We start from the raw sequence: 16,228 nt of genomic DNA, 5'->3' as shown, positions 1-16,228 counted from the left end.
TGACGAGGGAGGACTGCCCATGAAGGCGACCGCTCCCGTGATCCGGGACATCAGCATCTCCGACGAGGGCATTCGCATGCGCGGCCGCCGGGACCGTGCCATCGACGTCAAGTTCGACGACCGGCGGGTCTGGTCCTTCTGGTCGCGCCGCGACACGGTCGCCGACGGTCGTGAGCTCCTCGCCCGCTGGCCCGAGGCGCTGCGCAGGTTCCTCGACGGTACGACGACCCTCGCGCTGGTCGACCACGTGAGTGGTGACGAGCTCTTCTGCGCCGAGGTCAGCCTCGGCAGCGGCAACGGTGCGATCACGGTCGAGGACTCCGACGGCCATCCCCTGGGACTCGACAAGAGCAACCGGCTCTCCCGCCTGTTCGAGAGCCGCAGCGCCGAGCACACCGGGCCGCTCCTCGACTCGATGCGGGCCGTGGTCGACGCGCTTGCCACGTGTGGCGTCGAGGCGTTCATGGCCTACGGCACGCTCCTCGGCGCGGTCCGCCAGGGCGGCCTGATCGGGCACGACTCCGACGCCGATCTCGGCTACGTGAGCCGTCACGACCAGCCGGTCGACGCGATGCTCGAGTCGTTCCGGCTGCAGCGCGCACTGATCGACATGGGCTACCCGGTGACGCGATACAGCGGGCTCGCCTTCAAGGTGCTGGTCACCGAGTCCGACGGCGCGGTCCGTGGGCTCGACGTGTTCGGCGGCTTCCTGCGCGAGGGGCACCTCTACCTCATGGGCGAGGTCGGGCACCCGTTCCGTCCCGAGTGGATCTTCCCGACCCACGAGATCGAGTTCGAGGGCCGCCCGTTCCCGGCGCCGGCGCACCCGGAGCACCTGCTCGAGGCGATGTACGGGCCCAGTTGGAAGGTGCCGGACCCGGCGTACAAGTTCGAGACGCCGCACGCGACGGTCCGTCGGCTCAACGGCTGGTTCCGGGGAACCCGGGTCGGCCGCGAGAAGGTCTGGGACCGCTACTACGGCCGGCCCGCCAAGGTCGACGAGGAGCACCCGCGCGAGTCGTCGTTCGTGCACTGGGTGCGCGAGCGCGAGCCCGAGGTGCAGACCGCGGTCGACATCGGCTGCGGGGCGGGCCGCGATGCCGCCTGGCTGGCGAAGCAGGGTGTCACCACCTGGGGTCTCGACTACGTGGCCCGTGGCTTCCGTCGCGAGGCCCGGCGCTCGACCGACGCCGGACTCCCGGTGACGTTCCAGTTCGTCAACCTGACCGAGCTCCGGTCCGTGCTGGCTGCGGGTGCACAGCTCTCCCGCGAACCCGGCCCCCGCATCGCGCTGGCCCGGCACGTGGCCGACACCACCGACGACTTCGGCCGCCTCAGCCTGCTCCGCCTGGCCCGCATGGTGGTCGGAACCACCGGACGGCTGCACCTGCAGGTGCAGACCGCGCCGGCGACCGGCCGTCACCCGTTCGGGGTTTCACCGTTGAACCTCGAGGACCTGCTGGAGCAGGTCGAGTCGACCGGCGGCCGCGTGGTCGAGCGGGCCGACCTGGTCGAGCTCGACGACGGCAGCACCGAGGCGCCAGGTCCCTCTGTCGCCGGAACCCCCATCAGCAGATTGGTGATCACGTGGACAAGCTGAAGGACGTGGCCCGCCGCGCGCGCGACCGCACCGGCACCGCCCGGCGCCTGGCCGCCCTCGAGGCCGAGGTGCAGGAGTGCCGGCAGGTCAACCTGCGCCTGGCCGAGCTCACCGACGTCGTCATGGAGCTTCTGGTGCCGTTGTCGGAGCGTGACGAGTCCCGCGTGGCGGAGGCGCTGAAGCGCTACCACGACAGTGTGAGTGACCCTGAGAAATGACCCGACGGGTCTTCCTGCACATCGGTCTCCCGAAGACGGGCACGACCTACCTCCAGGACGTCGTCTGGGCGAACAAGGACCTGCTCGCTGAGCGCGGCCTGCTGATTCCGGGCCGGCACCGACGCCGCCACCTGCTGGCCTCCCTCGACCTCCGCGACGACCCGAAGCTGGCCCGCCGCTCGGGTGACATCACCGCCCCGTGGCAGGACCTGGTCGACGAGGCCCTGGCGTGGGACGGCGACGTCCTGATCAGCCACGAGTTCTTCGGCGCCGCGGCCCCCGAGCACGTACGCCGGGCGTGCGACTCGTTCCCCGACGCCGAGCTGCACGTGATCCTGACGGCACGCGACCTGGTCACCCTCGGTACGTCGTACTGGCAGGAGTGGGTGAAGAACGGCGGCGACCTGTCGATCGACGAATGGCCCGAGCGCGCCGACTACGACCCCACCGACGAGTGGGGCTGGGGAGCGTTCGACCTGGCCGAGATACTCGAGCGCTGGGGGAGCGTGGTCGAGCCGTCCCGCATCCACGTCCTCCCCGTCGCCGTCGGGCGGGCCGAACCCGGTGAGCTGTGGCGGCGGTTCGCGTCTGTCGTCGACGTCGGACCCGAAGGGCTCGAGGTCCCCGAGGAGCCGTCGAACCGTTCCCTGGGCCTCGTCGAGGCCGAGCTGCTGCGCCGGGTGAACGGTCGGCTCGAGGACTTCTCCTCCGCCGGCAACCGTGGTCGCTGGATCCGGGGCTACCTCGCCATGGGCCGGGTGATCCCGGCGAGTGGAGAGAAATTCCGGCCCGGCACCCGTATGCTCGAGGAGCTCCAGCGACGTGCCCGACGCTCGATCGAGATGCTGCAGGAGCGGCAGTTCGATCTCGTCGGTGACCTCAGTCTGCTGGAGCCGGTCGAGCTCGGCGACCTTCGCCATCCAGGTGAGGTTCCGGACGGGGAGATTCTCGACCTCGCGGCCCAGGCGATCGCCAACCTCATGACCGAGGTGAGATCGCTCACCCGGGCTCGTGAGGCGCTCGAGATGAAACCACCTGAGCCCGAATCGCGTGTTAGCGTTCCGAAGTTCTTTCGCAGATCAACATGGAGAAGGGGAAGACGTTGAGAGCAGTCATCAGTGCTCTCTCGATTCTGGTCGTGATGCTGGGTGGCGGCGCTGTCGTCAGCCCGGCTGAGTCATCACCGGCAGCGGGGGCAGCCACAACCACACCAGCCAATCAGCAAGCCGCGGGATGGAGGCCGATCCCTGGGGGCACCTTCAACCACGCGCGCTCGAGTCCGGCCGACATGTGGCGCATCGAGAACCAGATCCTCGAGGGCATCAACCACGCCCACAAGGGCTCCTACATCCGCATCTCGCTCTTCTCCTTCGACCGCATGCCGTTGACCGACGCGCTGATCCGCGCCAAGAAGCGCGGCGTTCGCGTGCAGGTGATCCTGAACAACCACCAGATCAACCGCGCCATGCGCAAGCTCAAGGGTGCCCTGGGCACCAACCGGAGCAGGCCGTCGTTCTACCACATCTGCGTCGGCAGCTGCCGCGCCGGATACGAGAACCTGCACACCAAGATGGTGCTGTTCGGCTACACCGGTGCGGTCAAGAACGTCATCATGACCGGGTCGTTCAACTTCACCGGCAACGCCGCGGTGAACCAGCACAACGACCTCTACACGACGTGGAACAAGCCGAACATGTACCGCGACTTCCTCGGCCTCTACCGTCAGTTGAAGGCTGACCGGAAGCTGTCGGCGGCGAGGCAGCACTACATCAAGCGGGCCGGCATCTGGCAGCTCGAGGTGCTGCCGCTGCCGGGCTGGAACGTCAAGAACGACCCGCAGATGCGTGAGATGCGCAAGATCACGTGCACCGGCGCCAACGGCGGGACCGGCATCAACGGCCGCACGGTCATCCGCGTCGGCATGCACACGATCTCCGGCAAGCGCGGCACGTGGCTGGCCAAGAAGGTGCGCCAGCTGTTCGCCCAGGGCTGCAACGTCCGGGTCTGGTACAGCTGGGCCGACCGTGGCGCCCGCAACGTCTTCGCCACCCGTACGGCGCGCGGCTACGTGCCGGTGCACGTGGCCGGCTACGACACCGACTACGACGGCGAGATCGACCTCTACGGCCACCACAAGGTGCTGCTGGTCTCGGGGAACTACGCGGGTGACCGCTCCTCGGCCCACATCTGGACCGGCTCCAGCAACTGGGGCAACGCCGGCCTGCGTGGTGACGAGATCATCCTGAGGCTCAAGGGCGTGTCCCTGTTCCGGGACTGGAACCGCAACTTCGACTCGATCTGGTACAGCCACTCCTACCTGGCCAAGTACATCCCGTACCGCACGTCGACGAGGCTCCGCACCTCGTCCGCCTGGGACGCCGCCAAGCCGGAGCCCGAGCTGACGCCGCCGGACGACTGGGAGTACTGACCCCCGGACGCACGAACTCAGAAATGACCCGGTCAGGGCCACGACGATGTGGCCCTGACCGGAGTCGCGTTGAAAGGAAGCAAGATGGGACGACTCTGCGAGACCGAGGGTCTCACTGACATCCAGGACGAGATCCTGAAGACGGTTCGGCAGTTCGTCGAGGCCAAGATCATTCCGGTGGCCCAGGAGCTCGAGCACGCGGACGAGTACCCCACCGAGATCATCGAGGGCCTCAAGGAGCTGGGCATCTTCGGGTTGATGATTCCCGAGGAGTACGGCGGCCTCGGTGAGTCGTTGCTGACCTACGCGCTGGTGGTCGAGGAGATCGCCCGCGGTTGGATGAGCGTCTCGGGTGTGATCAACACCCACTTCATCGTGTCCTACCTGCTGATGGCTCATGGCACGGAGGAGCAGAAGCAGAAGTACCTCCCGAAGATGGCCACCGGCGAGGTCCGGGGTGCGTTCTCGATGTCGGAGCCCGGTCTGGGGTCGGACGTCTCTGCGGTCTCGACGAAGGCGACCAAGCAGGAGGACGGCTCCTACTCGATCACCGGCCAGAAGATGTGGCTGACCAACGGTGGCACGTCGACGCTGGTGGCGTTGTTGACCAAGACCGACGAGGGTGCCGAGTCGGTCTACAAGAACATGACCACGTTCCTGGTCGAGAAGAAGCCGGGCTTCGGTGAGACCGCGCAGGGCGTCACCGTGCCGGGCAAGCTCGAGAAGATGGGCTACAAGGGTGTCGAGACCACGGAGATGATCCTTGAGGGTCACCAGATCTCGGCCGACCAGATCCTGGGTGGTGAGCCCGGCAAGGGCTTCTTCCAGATGATGGACGGTGTCGAGGTGGGTCGGGTCAACGTGGCTGCTCGCGCGTGTGGGCTGGCGTGGCGTGGCTTCGAGCTGGGCATCGCCTACGCCCAGCAGCGCAAGACGTTCGGCAAGGTCATCGCGGACCACCAGGCGGTGCTGTTCCGCCTGGCCGACATGGCGACGAAGGTCGAGACGGCGCACACGATGATGGTGCGCGCGGCCCGGTTGAAGGACACCGGTCGGCGGATGGACGTCGAGGCCGGGATGGCGAAGATGGTTGCCTCGGAGTTCGCCAACGAGGTCGTCGAGGACTCCTTCCGGATCCACGGGGGCTACGGCTACTCCAAGGAGTACGAGATCGAGCGCCTGATGCGTGAGGTGAAGTTCATGCTGATCGGCGAGGGCACCTCCGACATCCAGAAGATGATCATCGGCCGGTCCCTGCTCAAGGACTACAAGCTCAAGGGCTGATCACCCGTACGACGAACGGCCCGGCCCCCATCACGTGGGGAGCCGGGCCGTCCGCATGTCCGTGCTGTCAGGCGCTCCACTTCCAGGACGCCAGGACGCTGTTCACGAGCTTCTGCTGCGCCGGCCTGGCGAGCCCGGGGGAGAACGAGAACGAGATCACGGTGATCTTGCCGGCCTCGTCGATGGCGACGTACTGGTCGAGGACGTACGCCGAGGTGCCAGCGGCCTTGCCGACGGTGCCGCGGTAGTGGATCGCGGCTACCTCGTCGATCGTGACGGCGGGCAGGATCTCCAGCTTCTTCACGATCTTCTTGACCTGGTCGGGAACCGACGCCTCCAGCTCGTCGAGACCGGTGCCCGCCTCGGCCTTGTCGAAGGACACGATGACCGTGTCCTGGAATCCGTCGGGGAACTGCTTCTCACCCGCGGCCGAGTCGATGGTCCGGTCGACCTGCGCGGCCTTCTTGGTGATCCCGGTCCAGGACGCGGGAACGCGGTAGGTGTATCCCGCGCCCTTGACCCGGTCGCCCTTCGCCGGTGCGCCGAAGTCGGTCGTGCTCGGCTCCTCGGAGGGCTCGTCGGTCGGGTCCTCGGACGCCGGCGCGCTCGAGCTGGAGTCGTCGGACGCCTTGTCCTTGCCGTCGTCGCCACCGCAGCCGGTCAGGGCGACGGCAGCCAGCAGGACGGCGGCGAGGGCGGCCGCGGGTCGCTTGATGGTGTGCATGCCGACGATTCTCTCAGCCTGTCGTCAGGCAGGCCACTTCCAGGAGGCGAGCACGGAGTCGATCAGCTCCCGGCGGCCGGCCTCGGGCGTCGCCAGGTCGACGGCGAAGGAGATGGCGTACATGGTGCCGTCCTTCTCCGCGATGTACTGCTCGAAGAAGAAGGAGGCGTTGCCGACCTCGGCGACCCCGCCGACGTGCACTGCCTCCCGTCCGTCGATGACCGTGCGGTCGTAGACGTCGAGGTCCTTCACCATGAACTTCAGGGTGTCGGCCGCGATCGCCTCGTAGGCCTCCATCGATCCGCCCGGCGCCGGCGTGAGGACGACGTTCAGGTTCTCCCGCACCGTGGTGGCGCCGGACATGGCCTCGCCGACCGCGGTGTCGATGTCCTGGCCGCTCTCGCGCATCTGCTTGGTGATCTCGACCCAGCCCTGGGGCGCGGAGTACTCGTAGCCCTGCTTGGTGATGCGGATACCCGTCGCCGGGTCCGCGGAGGACGGCGCAGGAGCGTCCGGAGTGGCCAACGGGTCCGGAGGCGCCTGGGTCTCCTCCTGGGCGGCGTCGGGTGCCTCCGCGGTGCCCGCGGCCTCGCCCATCACCATCTCGCTGCCGGAGGGATCGGCTGCGCATCCGGTCAGGACGACCGGGGCCAGGACCAGGAGGGTGCCGACCACCCACGTACGGATCATGCGCAGAAACTACCCCGTGGACCGGCGGGATAACCCCTTGGCCCCGGACGTGTTGAGTGTCAAGGTGGAACCTCTGACCGACGCGAGGAGACACCATGACGGACGCCAGCGACGCCAACGCCGACCTCAAGGCCAAGATGCGGGAGGCTCTCGACCGCAAGAACAACGCGCACCACCCCACCGATGCCGACGGCCAGCCCACTGCTCGCGAGAAGGTCCACGGCTCCGAGGTCGAGGGTGGCGGCCCGAAGATGCACCGTCGCAAGGCCGGTGGGGGAGGCGCCTGAGCCTGCGGGAGGCGTGGGGGACTGTGGCCAATTCCACGTGAGACGAGGGCCCGCGAGCGGTCAGGGTGCGGCACCATGACGCCATGACCAAGACGAACCCGGGCAACTTCTTCGAGGACTTCACCGTCGGGCAGGTGCTGCGCCATGCCACGCCCCGCACCGTGACCGAGGGCGACCGTGCCCTCTACGGCGCGCTCTACCCGACTCGCTTCGCGGTGCCCTCGTCCGCCGAGTTCGCCAAGGCCTCCGGGCTCGACCCCGCGCCGGTGGAAGAGCTGGTCGCCTTCCACATCGCGTTCGGCAAGACCGTGCCCGACATCTCGCTGAACGCCGTGGCGAACCTCGGGTACGCCGAGTGCCGGTTCCACCAGCCGGTCGTGCCCGGCGACACCTTGAGCACCTCCTCGGAGGTGATCGGGCTCAAGCAGAACTCCAACGGCAGGAGCGGCGTGGTCTACGTCCGGTCCACGGCCACCAACCAGCGCGGCGAGGTGGCGCTCGACTGGGCACGTTGGGTGATGGTGCACAAGCGCGACCACGACGCGCCGGCGCCGGAGACCGTCGTACCCGACCTGGCCGCCTCGGTGGCCGCCAAGGACCTCGTGCTGCCCGCGGGCCTCGACTTCACGGCGTACGACTTCGCGGCGGCCGGCGAGCCGCACAGCTTCGGCGACTACGAGGTCGGCGAGAAGATCGACCACGTCGACGGCGTCACGCTGACCGACCCCGAGCACATGCTTGCCACCCGCCTCTGGCAGAACACCGCCAAGGTGCACTTCAACACCGAGGCCCGGCCCGACGGCACCCGCCTGATCTACGGAGGGCACGTGATCTCGATGGCGCGCGCGCTGTCGTTCAACGGCCTGGCCAACGCCCAGCTGATCGCCGCGATCAACGCCGGAGCCCACACCGCGCCGGCGTTCGCCGGCGACACCGTCTACGCGTGGTCGGAGGTGCTCGACAAGGCCACGACCTCGGCCCCCGGCGTCGGCGCCCTCCGGTTGCGACTGGTCGCCACCAAGGGCCGCGACGAGTCGATGACGCTGCGCAACGACGAGGGCAAGTACGCCGCCGGCGTGCTGCTCGACCTCGACTACTGGGCGCTCGTCCCGCGCTGAGCCCGCCTCCGCCCGGATCCGGGCTCAGCCCGGACCCAGGGCTCAGCGGAAGGCGCGGGCCAGCGGCACGATGGCCAGCACCAGCACCATGGGTACGGCGAAGCCGATCCGCAGGTTGTCCGCGCCGACCAGGCCGGTGAGCACCGAGCCCAGCAGCGCGCCGACGTAGTTGAACTGGTTGAACCGGCCGATCACGGCGTCGACCCGCGCCTGGCGCAGGTGCGCCGGCACGTCGTCACCGCCGGCGATGCGGGCCGCGGCCGAGAAGCTCAGCGGTGCGATCACCGCGACCCCGAACCCGACGAGGGTGAAGCCGAGCACGGCGACCGGCCAGGTCGGCGCGGAGACCACCACGGCGAGCGCTGCCGCGGCCAGCACTCCGCCGACGCGCAGCAGCACGACCGGTCCGAAGCGGGCCACCAGGCGGTCTCCGGCGAGCCGCATGATCAGCGTAGCCAGCAGGTAGGGGAACGTGGCCAGGGCGACCAGTCTCTCGGGCGTCGCGAAGGTGTTGTCGAGGTAGGTCGGTCCCCAGGTCATCGAGGCGGTGTCGACCATGTAGAAGAGCACCATGCCCAGCCCCACCAGCACGATCGGGCGCCACGGCACGTCGATGTCGGTGGGCATCGGGTCGCCGACGCGGGGGAGCAGGGGCCCGAAGGCGACCAGCAAGGGCACCACGGCGACCAGGCTCACCGGCCAGGTACCGGCCACGGCCAGGGTGACGCCGGCGCCGACCAGCCCGCCCAGGGTCCACGCGCCGTGGAACGACGGCAGGATCGGCCGCCCGTAGGCGTGCTCGACCGCCACCGCCTGCATGTTGCTGGCGGCATCGACGACGCCCAGCCCGACGCCGTACGCCGCGAGGCCGAGCACGAACAACGGGAACGACGGGGCCACCGCGACCGTGGGTGCGGACACCGCGACCAGGACCAGCCCGGCGCGGAGCACTGCTGCGCTGGTGTGCCGCTTGGCGGCCACCTCGGCGATCACGGAACCGGCGCCGGCCAGGAGCACCATCATCAGCAGCAGGCCGCTGAGCGCCGCCTCACCGAGCTCCCAGCGGTCCTGCAGGGTCGGCAGCCGGGTGGTCAGGCTGATGAACACCAGCCCCTGGGCCAGGAAGGCGGCCGCGACCGCGAGGCGAGCCCGGGTCGGCTCAGCGGCTGTGGTCATGGCGGTGAGCATCGCACGTGAAGCCCCGTCGCGGCGGGACAACGGTCATCGAGCACGTCGGCCGTGGCACAGTTGCCCCATGACCGGGGAGACGACGGACGCGCCCGCTCGCGAGCTGTGGGTGGTGCGCCACGGCGAGACCGAGTGGAGCCGCGACGGCCGGCACACCTCGGTCACCGACCTCGACCTGACCGAGAAGGGCGTCAAGGTCGCGCGCGGGCTGGCGCAGCGGCTGGCCGGCGAGGAGTTCGACCTCGTGCTGACCAGCCCCCGCAAGCGGGCCCGGGTCACCGCCGAGCTGGCCGGCTTCCCGGACGCCGTCATCGACGACGACCTGAGCGAGTGGGCGTACGGCGACTACGAGGGCGTGACCACCCCCGAGATCCGCAGGATCGTGCCGGGTTGGACCGTCTGGACCCACTCCGTGCCCGGTGGCGAGACCGCCGAGCAGGTGGGTGCCCGGCTGGACCGCGTGGTGGCCAGGGCCGAGGCCGTCGCAGGCCGCACGCTGGTCTTCGCACACGGCCACTCGCTGCGCGTCCTTGCGGCTCGGTGGCTGGGCCTGCCGGCGACCGACGGACGCCTGCTGCGCCTGGACACCTCGACGGTGTCGGTGCTGGGCCACGAACGGGAGTCCCGGGTGGTCCTGAGGTGGAACGCGTGACCGCGGCCCCTTGACGGAGACGTCGCCGCGCCGCACCGTTGACTCGTGTCGTTGAACGCCGGCTGCCCTCGGTGTCCGTCCCCGCTCATGCAGGCGGACGACGGTTGGCGCTGTGGCCAGCACGGCACGGTGCCACCGTTGTGGAGCCCCGACGAGGCGTCGTACGACGACTTCGGCGAGCACCTGAACCGGGCCGACGACTTCCCGACGTACCTGCCCTGGCCGCTGGCCAGTGGCTGGCGGGTCACCGACTTCGGTGTCGTGCGGGGTGAGGGACGGGCGCGGGCGACCATGGTGGCGCTGGCAGGGAACAGCGACCTCGACGGGCCCGTCGAGGTCCTGGTGGTCAGCGAGGAACCCGGCACCGGGCTGGGCGCGCGCTGCGCCGGGACCGTCCACTCGGACCCCGGCGCACAGATCGGTGCATCGCGTCCCACGACCAGGGTCCGCCTGGATGCGCAACCGGTCTCGCTGTGGCCGGTCTCGACCGCGGAGAACGACCTCACCCTCGACCGCAGCGTCGTGGCGGGGGAGGCACGGGGGCGATGGCTGTGGCTGGTGCTGCGCCCGGCCTCCGCGGTGTTCCTGCTGGCCGACGACCTGCCCCTCGCCGACGTCTCGGGCATCGGGGCCTCGTTGCTGGAGGTTCCGTTCGGTGGTCCACCGCCTCGTTGGTGAGGCCCCTCGGCCAACTGCCACTAGGTGGGCACCACCGGAAGTTCGTCGTGTGTCCCGAACCCTGTGCACGCACCTCGCGGCGTTGTCGGAGACTCGACGGGGCTCCGCCCCGCCTTCGCTCCTCCTCCTTGCGATGCACGCACCCAGAGCACGGGCCACCCCCGACGAACCTCCGGCGGTACCCACTAGGCTGCCGAGGTGCGCATCGACCTCCACACGCATTCACGGGCCAGCGACGGGACGCAGACTCCCGAGGAGCTGATCCGCGCGGCGGCCGCGGCCGGGCTCGACGTCGTGGCCCTCACCGACCACGACACGAGTGAGGGATGGGCGGAGGCGGCAGGGACGGCACGGGAGCTCGGCATCACCCTCGTCCGCGGCATGGAGATCAGCACCCGGCACAACCACCAGGGCGTGCACCTGCTGGGCTACCTGCCCGACCCGACCTACCCGCCATTGGTCGAGGGGCTGCAGCGCATCCTCGACGGGCGGAACTCGCGGGTGCCGGCGGTCATCGAGCGACTGCGTGGCTGCGGCATCGACATCAGCAAGGCCGACGTCGACCGGGTGGCCGGCGACCCGGCCGCCACCGGCCGGCCGCACATCGCCGATGCGCTGGTCGACCTCGGCGTCGTGCGTGACCGCGACGAGGCCTTCGCGCGCTACCTCAGCCCCGGCCGCCCGGCGTACGTCGACCGCTACGCCGCACCACTCGTCGACATGATCCGCGTGGTCGGCGAGGCCGGCGGCGTGACCGTCATCGCCCACGCGTGGGGTCGTCACGCCCCGACCGGCATGACCGCGGACGACATCGCGGCTCTGGCGCAGGCCGGCCTGTCCGGGCTCGAGGTCGACCACCAGGACCACGACACCAGGTCCCGCAAGGAGCTCGCCGGCATCGCCGACGACCTCGGCCTGGTGAAGACCGGCTCCAGCGACTACCACGGCACCGGCAAGAAGAACCACGAGCTCGGCTGCAACACGACCGCGCCCGACCAGTTCGAGCGGCTGGTCGACCTCGCCGATGCCGCGGCCGTTGCCTCGGGGCGCCCCGTCACCGACGTGCTGCGGCCGTGAGCGAGGTCCTCAACGCGGTCCTCCTGACCGAGGTCTTCGTGACCCTGTTCGTGATCATGGACCCGCCGGGCACGATCCCGGTGTTCCTCTCGCTGACGGCGGGCCGGTCGGCTGCGACCATGCGACGGGCCGCCTGGCAGGCGGTGGCCGTGTCGTTCCTCGTGATCACGATCTTCGCCTTCTTCGGCCACCAGATCCTGCGCTACATGCACATTTCCATCCCGGCGCTGCAGTGCGCCGGCGGGCTGCTCCTGCTCCTGATCGCCCTCGAGCTGCTGACCGGCAACGAGAAGGATCCGGTGGCCAGCCAGGACGCCAACATCGCGATGGTGCCGCTCGGCACGCCGCTGCTGGCCGGGCCGGGCGCGATCGTGGCGACGATGCTGTTCGTCGAGCAGATCGACTCGGTCGCCGACGTCACCGCGGTCTCGATCGGCGTGATCCTGGTGCACCTCTGCATCTGTTATGCCGACACGGTGGTTATGCCGAACCAGGGTGGCCGCAGGTCGGTGGGCGTAGCCCTTTGGTCGGCATAGTCAGAGGTTGGCGAGGAAAGCGAGCACAGGGTCGGACGGCTGGTAGCGGCCGGCTGTGACGCTCTGCGGAGTGATCTTGGCAATCGCGTTCTCCTTGATGGTCATGTCGGCGTGCAGGTAGATGTTGGTGGTGGTGATCTGCTCGTGGCCGAGCCAGAGCGCAATCACGGTGGTGTCCACACCGGCGTGAAGCAGTCGCATCGCCGCGCTATGCCGCAGGGTATGGGCGGTGACTCGTTTGCCCGCGAGCGACGGACAGACGGCTTGGGCTCGTGTCGCAGCCAGCCTGATGCGTCGTTCGATCGCGTCGCGACTCAGCGGACGACCGGCCGTAGTGGTGAACAGCGGATCGTCGGGGTGACCGTTGCGCTCGGTGAGCCAGGGCCTCATCACAGCAACTGTCCCGGCCAGGATCGGAGTGCGGCGTTCCTTGCGGCCTTTGCCTACGCAGTGGACGTGAGGTCCCGTCCCGAGGTGGATGTCTGCCACTGTCAGGCCGATCAGCTCGCTGATCCGCAGTCCGGTCTGGATTGCCAGGGCGAACATGGCGTGGTCTCGGCGTCCGGTCCTGGTCGTCTGGTCGCAGGCCTGCAGGAGGGCGTCGGCCTCGGCGTGATCGAGGTAGTTGACCAGGTTGCGTTCGATTCGTGCCGATGGGATGGCCAGAACACGCTGGATGACGGCGGCGTGTTCGGGATGGCGCAGCGCGGCATAGCCGAACAAGGAGTGGATCGCCGCGAGGCGGGCGTTGCGGGTCCGCACGGTGTTGCCGCGAACCTGCTGAAGGTGGGTTAGGAATCCGCTGATGCATGGTGCGTCCAGGTCGCTGATCTGCAATGCCGAAGGTGCTGTCCCGGTCTGCGCGGTGGTGTACTCGAGCAGCAGGCGGAACGTGTCGCGGTAGGCGGCGATGGTGTGTGGGCTGGCGCGTCGTTGAGTCATCAGCCGGTCGGTGAAGAACGCCTGGAGCAGCGGAGCGAGACTGGTCATCGTTCACCTGCTTCGCTTATCGCAAGGCGTCCCGCGGCCATGGTCAGCAGTTCGGGTGTCGCTGTCAGGTACCAGTAGGTGATGGCTGGCTTGGTGTGACCCAGGTAGGTCGACAGCACCGGCATCATCGCGGCGACGTCGCGGCCGTCGCGATACCAATCCAGCAGCGTGTTGACCGCGAAGGTGTGCCGCAGGTCGTGAATGCGCGGTCGAACGGTCTCGGTGCGCACCCCGATCCGGGTGGTGACCTCGCGGAAGGCATGGTGCACGTTGCATGGCGGCAGCGGCCCACCCCCAGGGAGGGTGAAGAACCTGACCCGACCGCCCGCGCGTTCGCTTCGGGCGTTTCCGCTCCGACGGGTGGGGGCGACGCTTTGGGCATAGTCACGCAGTGCGGCGGTGGTGGTCGGATGGAGGGGCACCAGCCTGGGGTCACGGGACTTGCCGCGGGTGATCGTCAGGATCCCTTGATCGAGGTCGACCTCATCGAGCCCGATCCCGAGCGCCTCGCCGAGTCGCAGCCCGGTGGCCGCAATCAACCCGAACAGCACCGGATAGAGATCACTGCGACCGTAGCGGATCATGCTCGCGCAGGCACCCAACAGTGCCTGGACCTGTTCCTCGGTGTAGATGTAGGGCGTCGGACGGGTCTTGCACCATCGAAACACGTCCTTTGGCGGGATCTCGTGTGCCGGGTTCAAGGAGTGCAGGTAGGTGGCGAATCCGCGAATGGCGGTCAACCTGACTGAGGCGCGTGTAAGGGGTCTATGTGCCTGCCCGGCCGGTAGCGAGGCCGACCACGCGACCGCGTCGGCCACCGTCACCACACAGATCTCCCGGCTGGCCAGGAAGGCAGTGAACCGGTTGAGCAGGTGCTCGTCCCAAGTCAGCTTGAACCCGAGCGAGCGCCGCAACCTCAGGTAGTCCGCGACCTGCGTAGCCCACCACGCGGAAGCCGTGTCCGCGCTTGCGCCCGGCACAGTCATCACCATCGGCGCGCTCATCGGACAGCCCCTGCCATGTTGGCCAGCGTTCTCGCGGGCCATGGACGGGCGAGATCGCGGAGTCGGTGGACGTCGACTCGGGCGTAGTTGGCCGTGGTCAGCGGGTCGTGGTGGCGCAGCACCTGGCCGATCGACGATAAGGGGACCTCGGCACGGATCATCGCCTCTCCCAAGGTGTGCCGCAGCAAGTGCGCTCCGATGGGTTCGAGCCCGGCTCGTTCACAGACCCGACCGATCATGGAGGAGACGGTCACGCGATCCATCGGCCGACGCGGGGCTCGAACCGCCAGGAACACCGTGCGAAGCTCGGGGGCGTCGCTCGGACGTGCCCGCATCAGGTAGTCGGCCAATGCTTCGCCGACTTCGGACGGCAGCGGCATGCGTTCGTCCCGGCGGCCCTTGCCCCGCACGGTGATCTCGCCGTGGTGCCAGTCGAGGTCGTCCAGATGGAGTCGGGCGACCTCGGTGGCACGCAGCCCGAGCCGGACCAGCAGCAGGATCACCGCGTAGTCGCGACGTCCCACCACGGTGTGGCGGTCACATGCGGCGAGCAGGGCCGTGGTCTGCTGGCGACTTATCCCGATCGGCAGCAAGGACGGCTGGTGCGCTCGGATCGGAATCGATGCTCCCGACAGATCGCGATCGATCAGTCCGGTCAGGAACGCATAGCCCAGGAACGATCGCAGGGTGTAACCCAACCGCTTGACCGACGACACCGCATGGTCAGTGCCTTCGGCTAGCAACGCGGCGGTGACCTCGGCCGTGGACAGATCCTCAATTCCGCCCGGCGGACAGTATTGATCAAGAAACCGCTGCACGCGCGACGCCTGCGCGGCAGCCGTCCGCTGCAACAGGCCACGCTCGCGGACCTGGTAGCCCTCGAAGCCGGCGACCACCACCTCGATGGGCGTGGGCGCGACAGGCGCCTCCTCTGGCAGGACGCCGAGCTCGTTGAGGAAGCCGAGCAGGGTGCGCAGTGACCTGTGCGAATAGCGATTGGTGTGCGTCGCGCGCCGCTCCAACAGGAACTCATCGACTCGACCCGTCGTGAGTTGGGCGACCTCAACGCACTGGGCCTGCATCCAGCGACTCAAGTGAGCGGCGAGCCGCACCTGGTGCTCCGCCGACAACGGCGCAAAGCCCTGTCTGTGCAGTTCGGCGGCGAACCCGGGTCCGTGAACAGCGAGCGGTCCGGTCAGTACGACTTTCTTCGGCGACATCGCAGAGTGCTCCATGTCGCGCCTCCTTCTCCAGAACAGTGAGAAGAACAGGCGATCAGCGCTGCCGCGTTATGCCAACAGCGATCGTCCCCCAACTGTGGAGGTCGCGACAGTCCCGGCTCGTGGGCTGTCCCGTCTTCTGCCCGCTCCGGTCGGCCTTCACCGGCAATGCGAAGTGCCCGGGTGTCGGCCAAGTCAATTTTCGTCGCTGGTCGAGTCGTCGAGGAGGTGGTCGAAGTTGTGCTGCCGTATCTGGCGGGCGATGAGGGCCGGGGTACGGGTCAGGCGAAGGTCTCCGCTGCGCAGTCGTGCAGCGTGCTGGGCCACGGCCAGGGCGAGGAGACCGTCCACGTCGATGCCGGTGCAGCAGGACATGTCGAGCAGGATGCAGGGCGCTCCGGTCGTGGTGTCTATGAGTCGCCGGAGGTGGTCACGCAGGGCCGGCGTGGTGCCATGGGTCAGGGGCCCGGCGATCCCCAGCCCTGTTGACCCGTCTCCCGGAGGGTTGCGCAGCACGATAGCGAGTTCACCCAT

Annotated in this window: 18 protein-coding genes; 11 read left to right on the top strand and 7 right to left on the bottom strand. The window is 68.8% G+C overall.

Features of this window, described 5'->3' with window-relative positions; translation table 11 throughout:
* The first annotated feature begins 19 nt into the window (after window positions 1–19).
* The 5 genes from ASD66_RS01235 to ASD66_RS01215 all read left to right on the top strand — a co-directional run bounded on the left by ASD66_RS01235 (window position 20) and on the right by ASD66_RS01215 (window position 5,530).
* The gene (locus tag ASD66_RS01235) at window positions 20–1,600 is read left to right on the top strand and encodes a class I SAM-dependent methyltransferase (RefSeq protein ID WP_056889811.1); all 1,581 of its coding nucleotides are present in this window, start codon (window positions 20–22) and stop codon (window positions 1,598–1,600) included.
* On the top strand, window positions 1,588–1,818 hold the full coding sequence (locus tag ASD66_RS01230; protein ID WP_056681254.1) for a DUF6752 domain-containing protein: 231 nt from the start codon (window positions 1,588–1,590) through the stop codon (window positions 1,816–1,818). The genes ASD66_RS01235 and ASD66_RS01230 overlap by 13 nt, the downstream gene beginning before the upstream one ends.
* Window positions 1,815–2,924, top strand: coding sequence for a hypothetical protein (locus ASD66_RS01225; protein WP_056889810.1), 1,110 nt, complete (start codon window positions 1,815–1,817; stop codon window positions 2,922–2,924). The genes ASD66_RS01230 and ASD66_RS01225 overlap by 4 nt, the downstream gene beginning before the upstream one ends.
* Window positions 2,925–3,106: 182 nt before the next feature.
* Entirely contained in the window at window positions 3,107–4,246 is a 1,140-nt protein-coding gene (locus ASD66_RS01220) for a phospholipase D-like domain-containing protein (RefSeq protein ID WP_056889809.1), read from the top strand.
* Window positions 4,247–4,330: 84 nt separating this feature from the next.
* The gene (locus tag ASD66_RS01215) at window positions 4,331–5,530 is read left to right on the top strand and encodes an acyl-CoA dehydrogenase family protein (RefSeq protein WP_056889808.1); all 1,200 of its coding nucleotides are present in this window, start codon (window positions 4,331–4,333) and stop codon (window positions 5,528–5,530) included.
* 67 nt (window positions 5,531–5,597) lie between these two features.
* On the opposite strand, the gene ASD66_RS01210 is transcribed toward ASD66_RS01215, so the two are convergent.
* Both ASD66_RS01210 and ASD66_RS01205 read right to left on the bottom strand, forming a co-directional pair.
* Complete coding sequence (locus ASD66_RS01210) at window positions 5,598–6,254, bottom strand: hypothetical protein (RefSeq protein WP_056889807.1); 657 nt, start codon at window positions 6,252–6,254, stop codon at window positions 5,598–5,600.
* Window positions 6,255–6,278: 24 nt separating this feature from the next.
* Window positions 6,279–6,944 carry a hypothetical protein gene (locus ASD66_RS01205; protein ID WP_056681239.1) on the bottom strand — a complete coding sequence of 222 codons (666 nt, stop codon included), beginning with the start codon at window positions 6,942–6,944 and terminating at the stop codon, window positions 6,279–6,281.
* 95 nt (window positions 6,945–7,039) lie between these two features.
* Here ASD66_RS01205 and ASD66_RS01200 point away from each other — a divergent pair, with 95 nt between their 5' ends.
* Both ASD66_RS01200 and ASD66_RS01195 read left to right on the top strand, forming a co-directional pair.
* Complete coding sequence (locus tag ASD66_RS01200; RefSeq protein ID WP_056681237.1) at window positions 7,040–7,231, top strand: DUF5302 domain-containing protein; 192 nt, start codon at window positions 7,040–7,042, stop codon at window positions 7,229–7,231.
* An 83-nt stretch (window positions 7,232–7,314) separates the two neighbouring features.
* Window positions 7,315–8,349: a MaoC family dehydratase gene (locus tag ASD66_RS01195; RefSeq protein WP_056681234.1), complete on the top strand. Its 1,035-nt coding sequence runs from the start codon at window positions 7,315–7,317 to the stop codon at window positions 8,347–8,349.
* A 42-nt stretch (window positions 8,350–8,391) separates the two neighbouring features.
* Here the strand turns inward: ASD66_RS01195 and ASD66_RS01190 are convergent, their stop codons facing one another.
* Window positions 8,392–9,525, bottom strand: coding sequence for an MFS transporter (locus ASD66_RS01190; protein ID WP_056684787.1), 1,134 nt, complete (start codon window positions 9,523–9,525; stop codon window positions 8,392–8,394).
* Window positions 9,526–9,604: 79 nt separating this feature from the next.
* Here ASD66_RS01190 and ASD66_RS01185 point away from each other — a divergent pair, with 79 nt between their 5' ends.
* The 4 genes from ASD66_RS01185 to ASD66_RS01170 all read left to right on the top strand — a co-directional run bounded on the left by ASD66_RS01185 (window position 9,605) and on the right by ASD66_RS01170 (window position 12,480).
* A complete protein-coding gene (locus tag ASD66_RS01185; RefSeq protein ID WP_056681232.1) occupies window positions 9,605–10,189 on the top strand; it encodes a histidine phosphatase family protein in 585 nt (194 codons plus the stop codon).
* A gap of 45 nt (window positions 10,190–10,234) precedes the next feature.
* Window positions 10,235–10,867, top strand: coding sequence for a DUF6758 family protein (locus tag ASD66_RS01180; protein ID WP_056681230.1), 633 nt, complete (start codon window positions 10,235–10,237; stop codon window positions 10,865–10,867).
* Between the two features lie 198 nt (window positions 10,868–11,065).
* Window positions 11,066–11,944: a PHP domain-containing protein gene (locus tag ASD66_RS01175; protein WP_056681227.1), complete on the top strand. Its 879-nt coding sequence runs from the start codon at window positions 11,066–11,068 to the stop codon at window positions 11,942–11,944.
* Entirely contained in the window at window positions 11,941–12,480 is a 540-nt protein-coding gene (locus tag ASD66_RS01170; protein ID WP_082563755.1) for a MarC family protein, read from the top strand. Before ASD66_RS01175 ends, ASD66_RS01170 begins: the two co-directional genes overlap by 4 nt.
* Here ASD66_RS01170 and ASD66_RS01165 read toward each other — a convergent pair whose 3' ends face one another.
* The 4 genes from ASD66_RS01165 to ASD66_RS24005 form a co-directional block, all read right to left on the bottom strand.
* On the bottom strand, window positions 12,481–13,470 hold the full coding sequence (locus ASD66_RS01165; protein WP_056681223.1) for a tyrosine-type recombinase/integrase: 990 nt from the start codon (window positions 13,468–13,470) through the stop codon (window positions 12,481–12,483). It lies immediately after the preceding gene.
* Window positions 13,467–14,474 (bottom strand): tyrosine-type recombinase/integrase, encoded by a 1,008-nt coding sequence (locus tag ASD66_RS01160; RefSeq protein ID WP_162250947.1) that lies wholly within the window; start codon window positions 14,472–14,474, stop codon window positions 13,467–13,469. Before ASD66_RS01160 ends, ASD66_RS01165 begins: the two co-directional genes overlap by 4 nt.
* Complete coding sequence (locus ASD66_RS01155) at window positions 14,471–15,709, bottom strand: tyrosine-type recombinase/integrase (protein ID WP_056681217.1); 1,239 nt, start codon at window positions 15,707–15,709, stop codon at window positions 14,471–14,473. The genes ASD66_RS01160 and ASD66_RS01155 overlap by 4 nt, the downstream gene beginning before the upstream one ends.
* A 180-nt stretch (window positions 15,710–15,889) precedes the next feature.
* A complete protein-coding gene (locus tag ASD66_RS24005) occupies window positions 15,890–16,228 on the bottom strand; it encodes an STAS domain-containing protein (protein WP_056681214.1) in 339 nt (112 codons plus the stop codon).

Source organism: Nocardioides sp. Root151 (assembly GCF_001427925.1).
Lineage (GTDB): Bacteria > Actinomycetota > Actinomycetes > Propionibacteriales > Nocardioidaceae > Nocardioides.
This window is presented reverse-complemented; position numbering and strand designations above follow the sequence as displayed.

Excerpts from the sequence above, each read along its gene's own strand:
- ASD66_RS01235 (WP_056889811.1), top strand. The coding sequence starts at position 20 with ATGAAGGCGACCGCTCCCGTGATCCGGGACATCAGCATCTCCGACGAG.
- ASD66_RS01225 (WP_056889810.1), top strand. The coding sequence starts at position 1,815 with ATGACCCGACGGGTCTTCCTGCACATCGGTCTCCCGAAGACGGGCACG.
- ASD66_RS01220 (WP_056889809.1), top strand. The coding sequence starts at position 3,107 with ATGTGGCGCATCGAGAACCAGATCCTCGAGGGCATCAACCACGCCCAC.
- ASD66_RS01215 (WP_056889808.1), top strand. The coding sequence starts at position 4,331 with ATGGGACGACTCTGCGAGACCGAGGGTCTCACTGACATCCAGGACGAG.
- ASD66_RS01210 (WP_056889807.1), bottom strand. The coding sequence starts at position 6,254 with ATGCACACCATCAAGCGACCCGCGGCCGCCCTCGCCGCCGTCCTGCTG.
- ASD66_RS01205 (WP_056681239.1), bottom strand. The coding sequence starts at position 6,944 with ATGATCCGTACGTGGGTGGTCGGCACCCTCCTGGTCCTGGCCCCGGTC.
- ASD66_RS01200 (WP_056681237.1), top strand. The coding sequence starts at position 7,040 with ATGACGGACGCCAGCGACGCCAACGCCGACCTCAAGGCCAAGATGCGG.
- ASD66_RS01195 (WP_056681234.1), top strand. The coding sequence starts at position 7,315 with ATGACCAAGACGAACCCGGGCAACTTCTTCGAGGACTTCACCGTCGGG.
- ASD66_RS01190 (WP_056684787.1), bottom strand. The coding sequence starts at position 9,525 with ATGACCACAGCCGCTGAGCCGACCCGGGCTCGCCTCGCGGTCGCGGCC.
- ASD66_RS01185 (WP_056681232.1), top strand. The coding sequence starts at position 9,605 with ATGACCGGGGAGACGACGGACGCGCCCGCTCGCGAGCTGTGGGTGGTG.
- ASD66_RS01165 (WP_056681223.1), bottom strand. The coding sequence starts at position 13,470 with ATGACCAGTCTCGCTCCGCTGCTCCAGGCGTTCTTCACCGACCGGCTG.
- ASD66_RS01160 (WP_162250947.1), bottom strand. The coding sequence starts at position 14,474 with ATGAGCGCGCCGATGGTGATGACTGTGCCGGGCGCAAGCGCGGACACG.
- ASD66_RS01155 (WP_056681217.1), bottom strand. The coding sequence starts at position 15,709 with ATGGAGCACTCTGCGATGTCGCCGAAGAAAGTCGTACTGACCGGACCG.
- ASD66_RS24005 (WP_056681214.1), bottom strand. The coding sequence starts at position 16,228 with ATGGGTGAACTCGCTATCGTGCTGCGCAACCCTCCGGGAGACGGGTCA.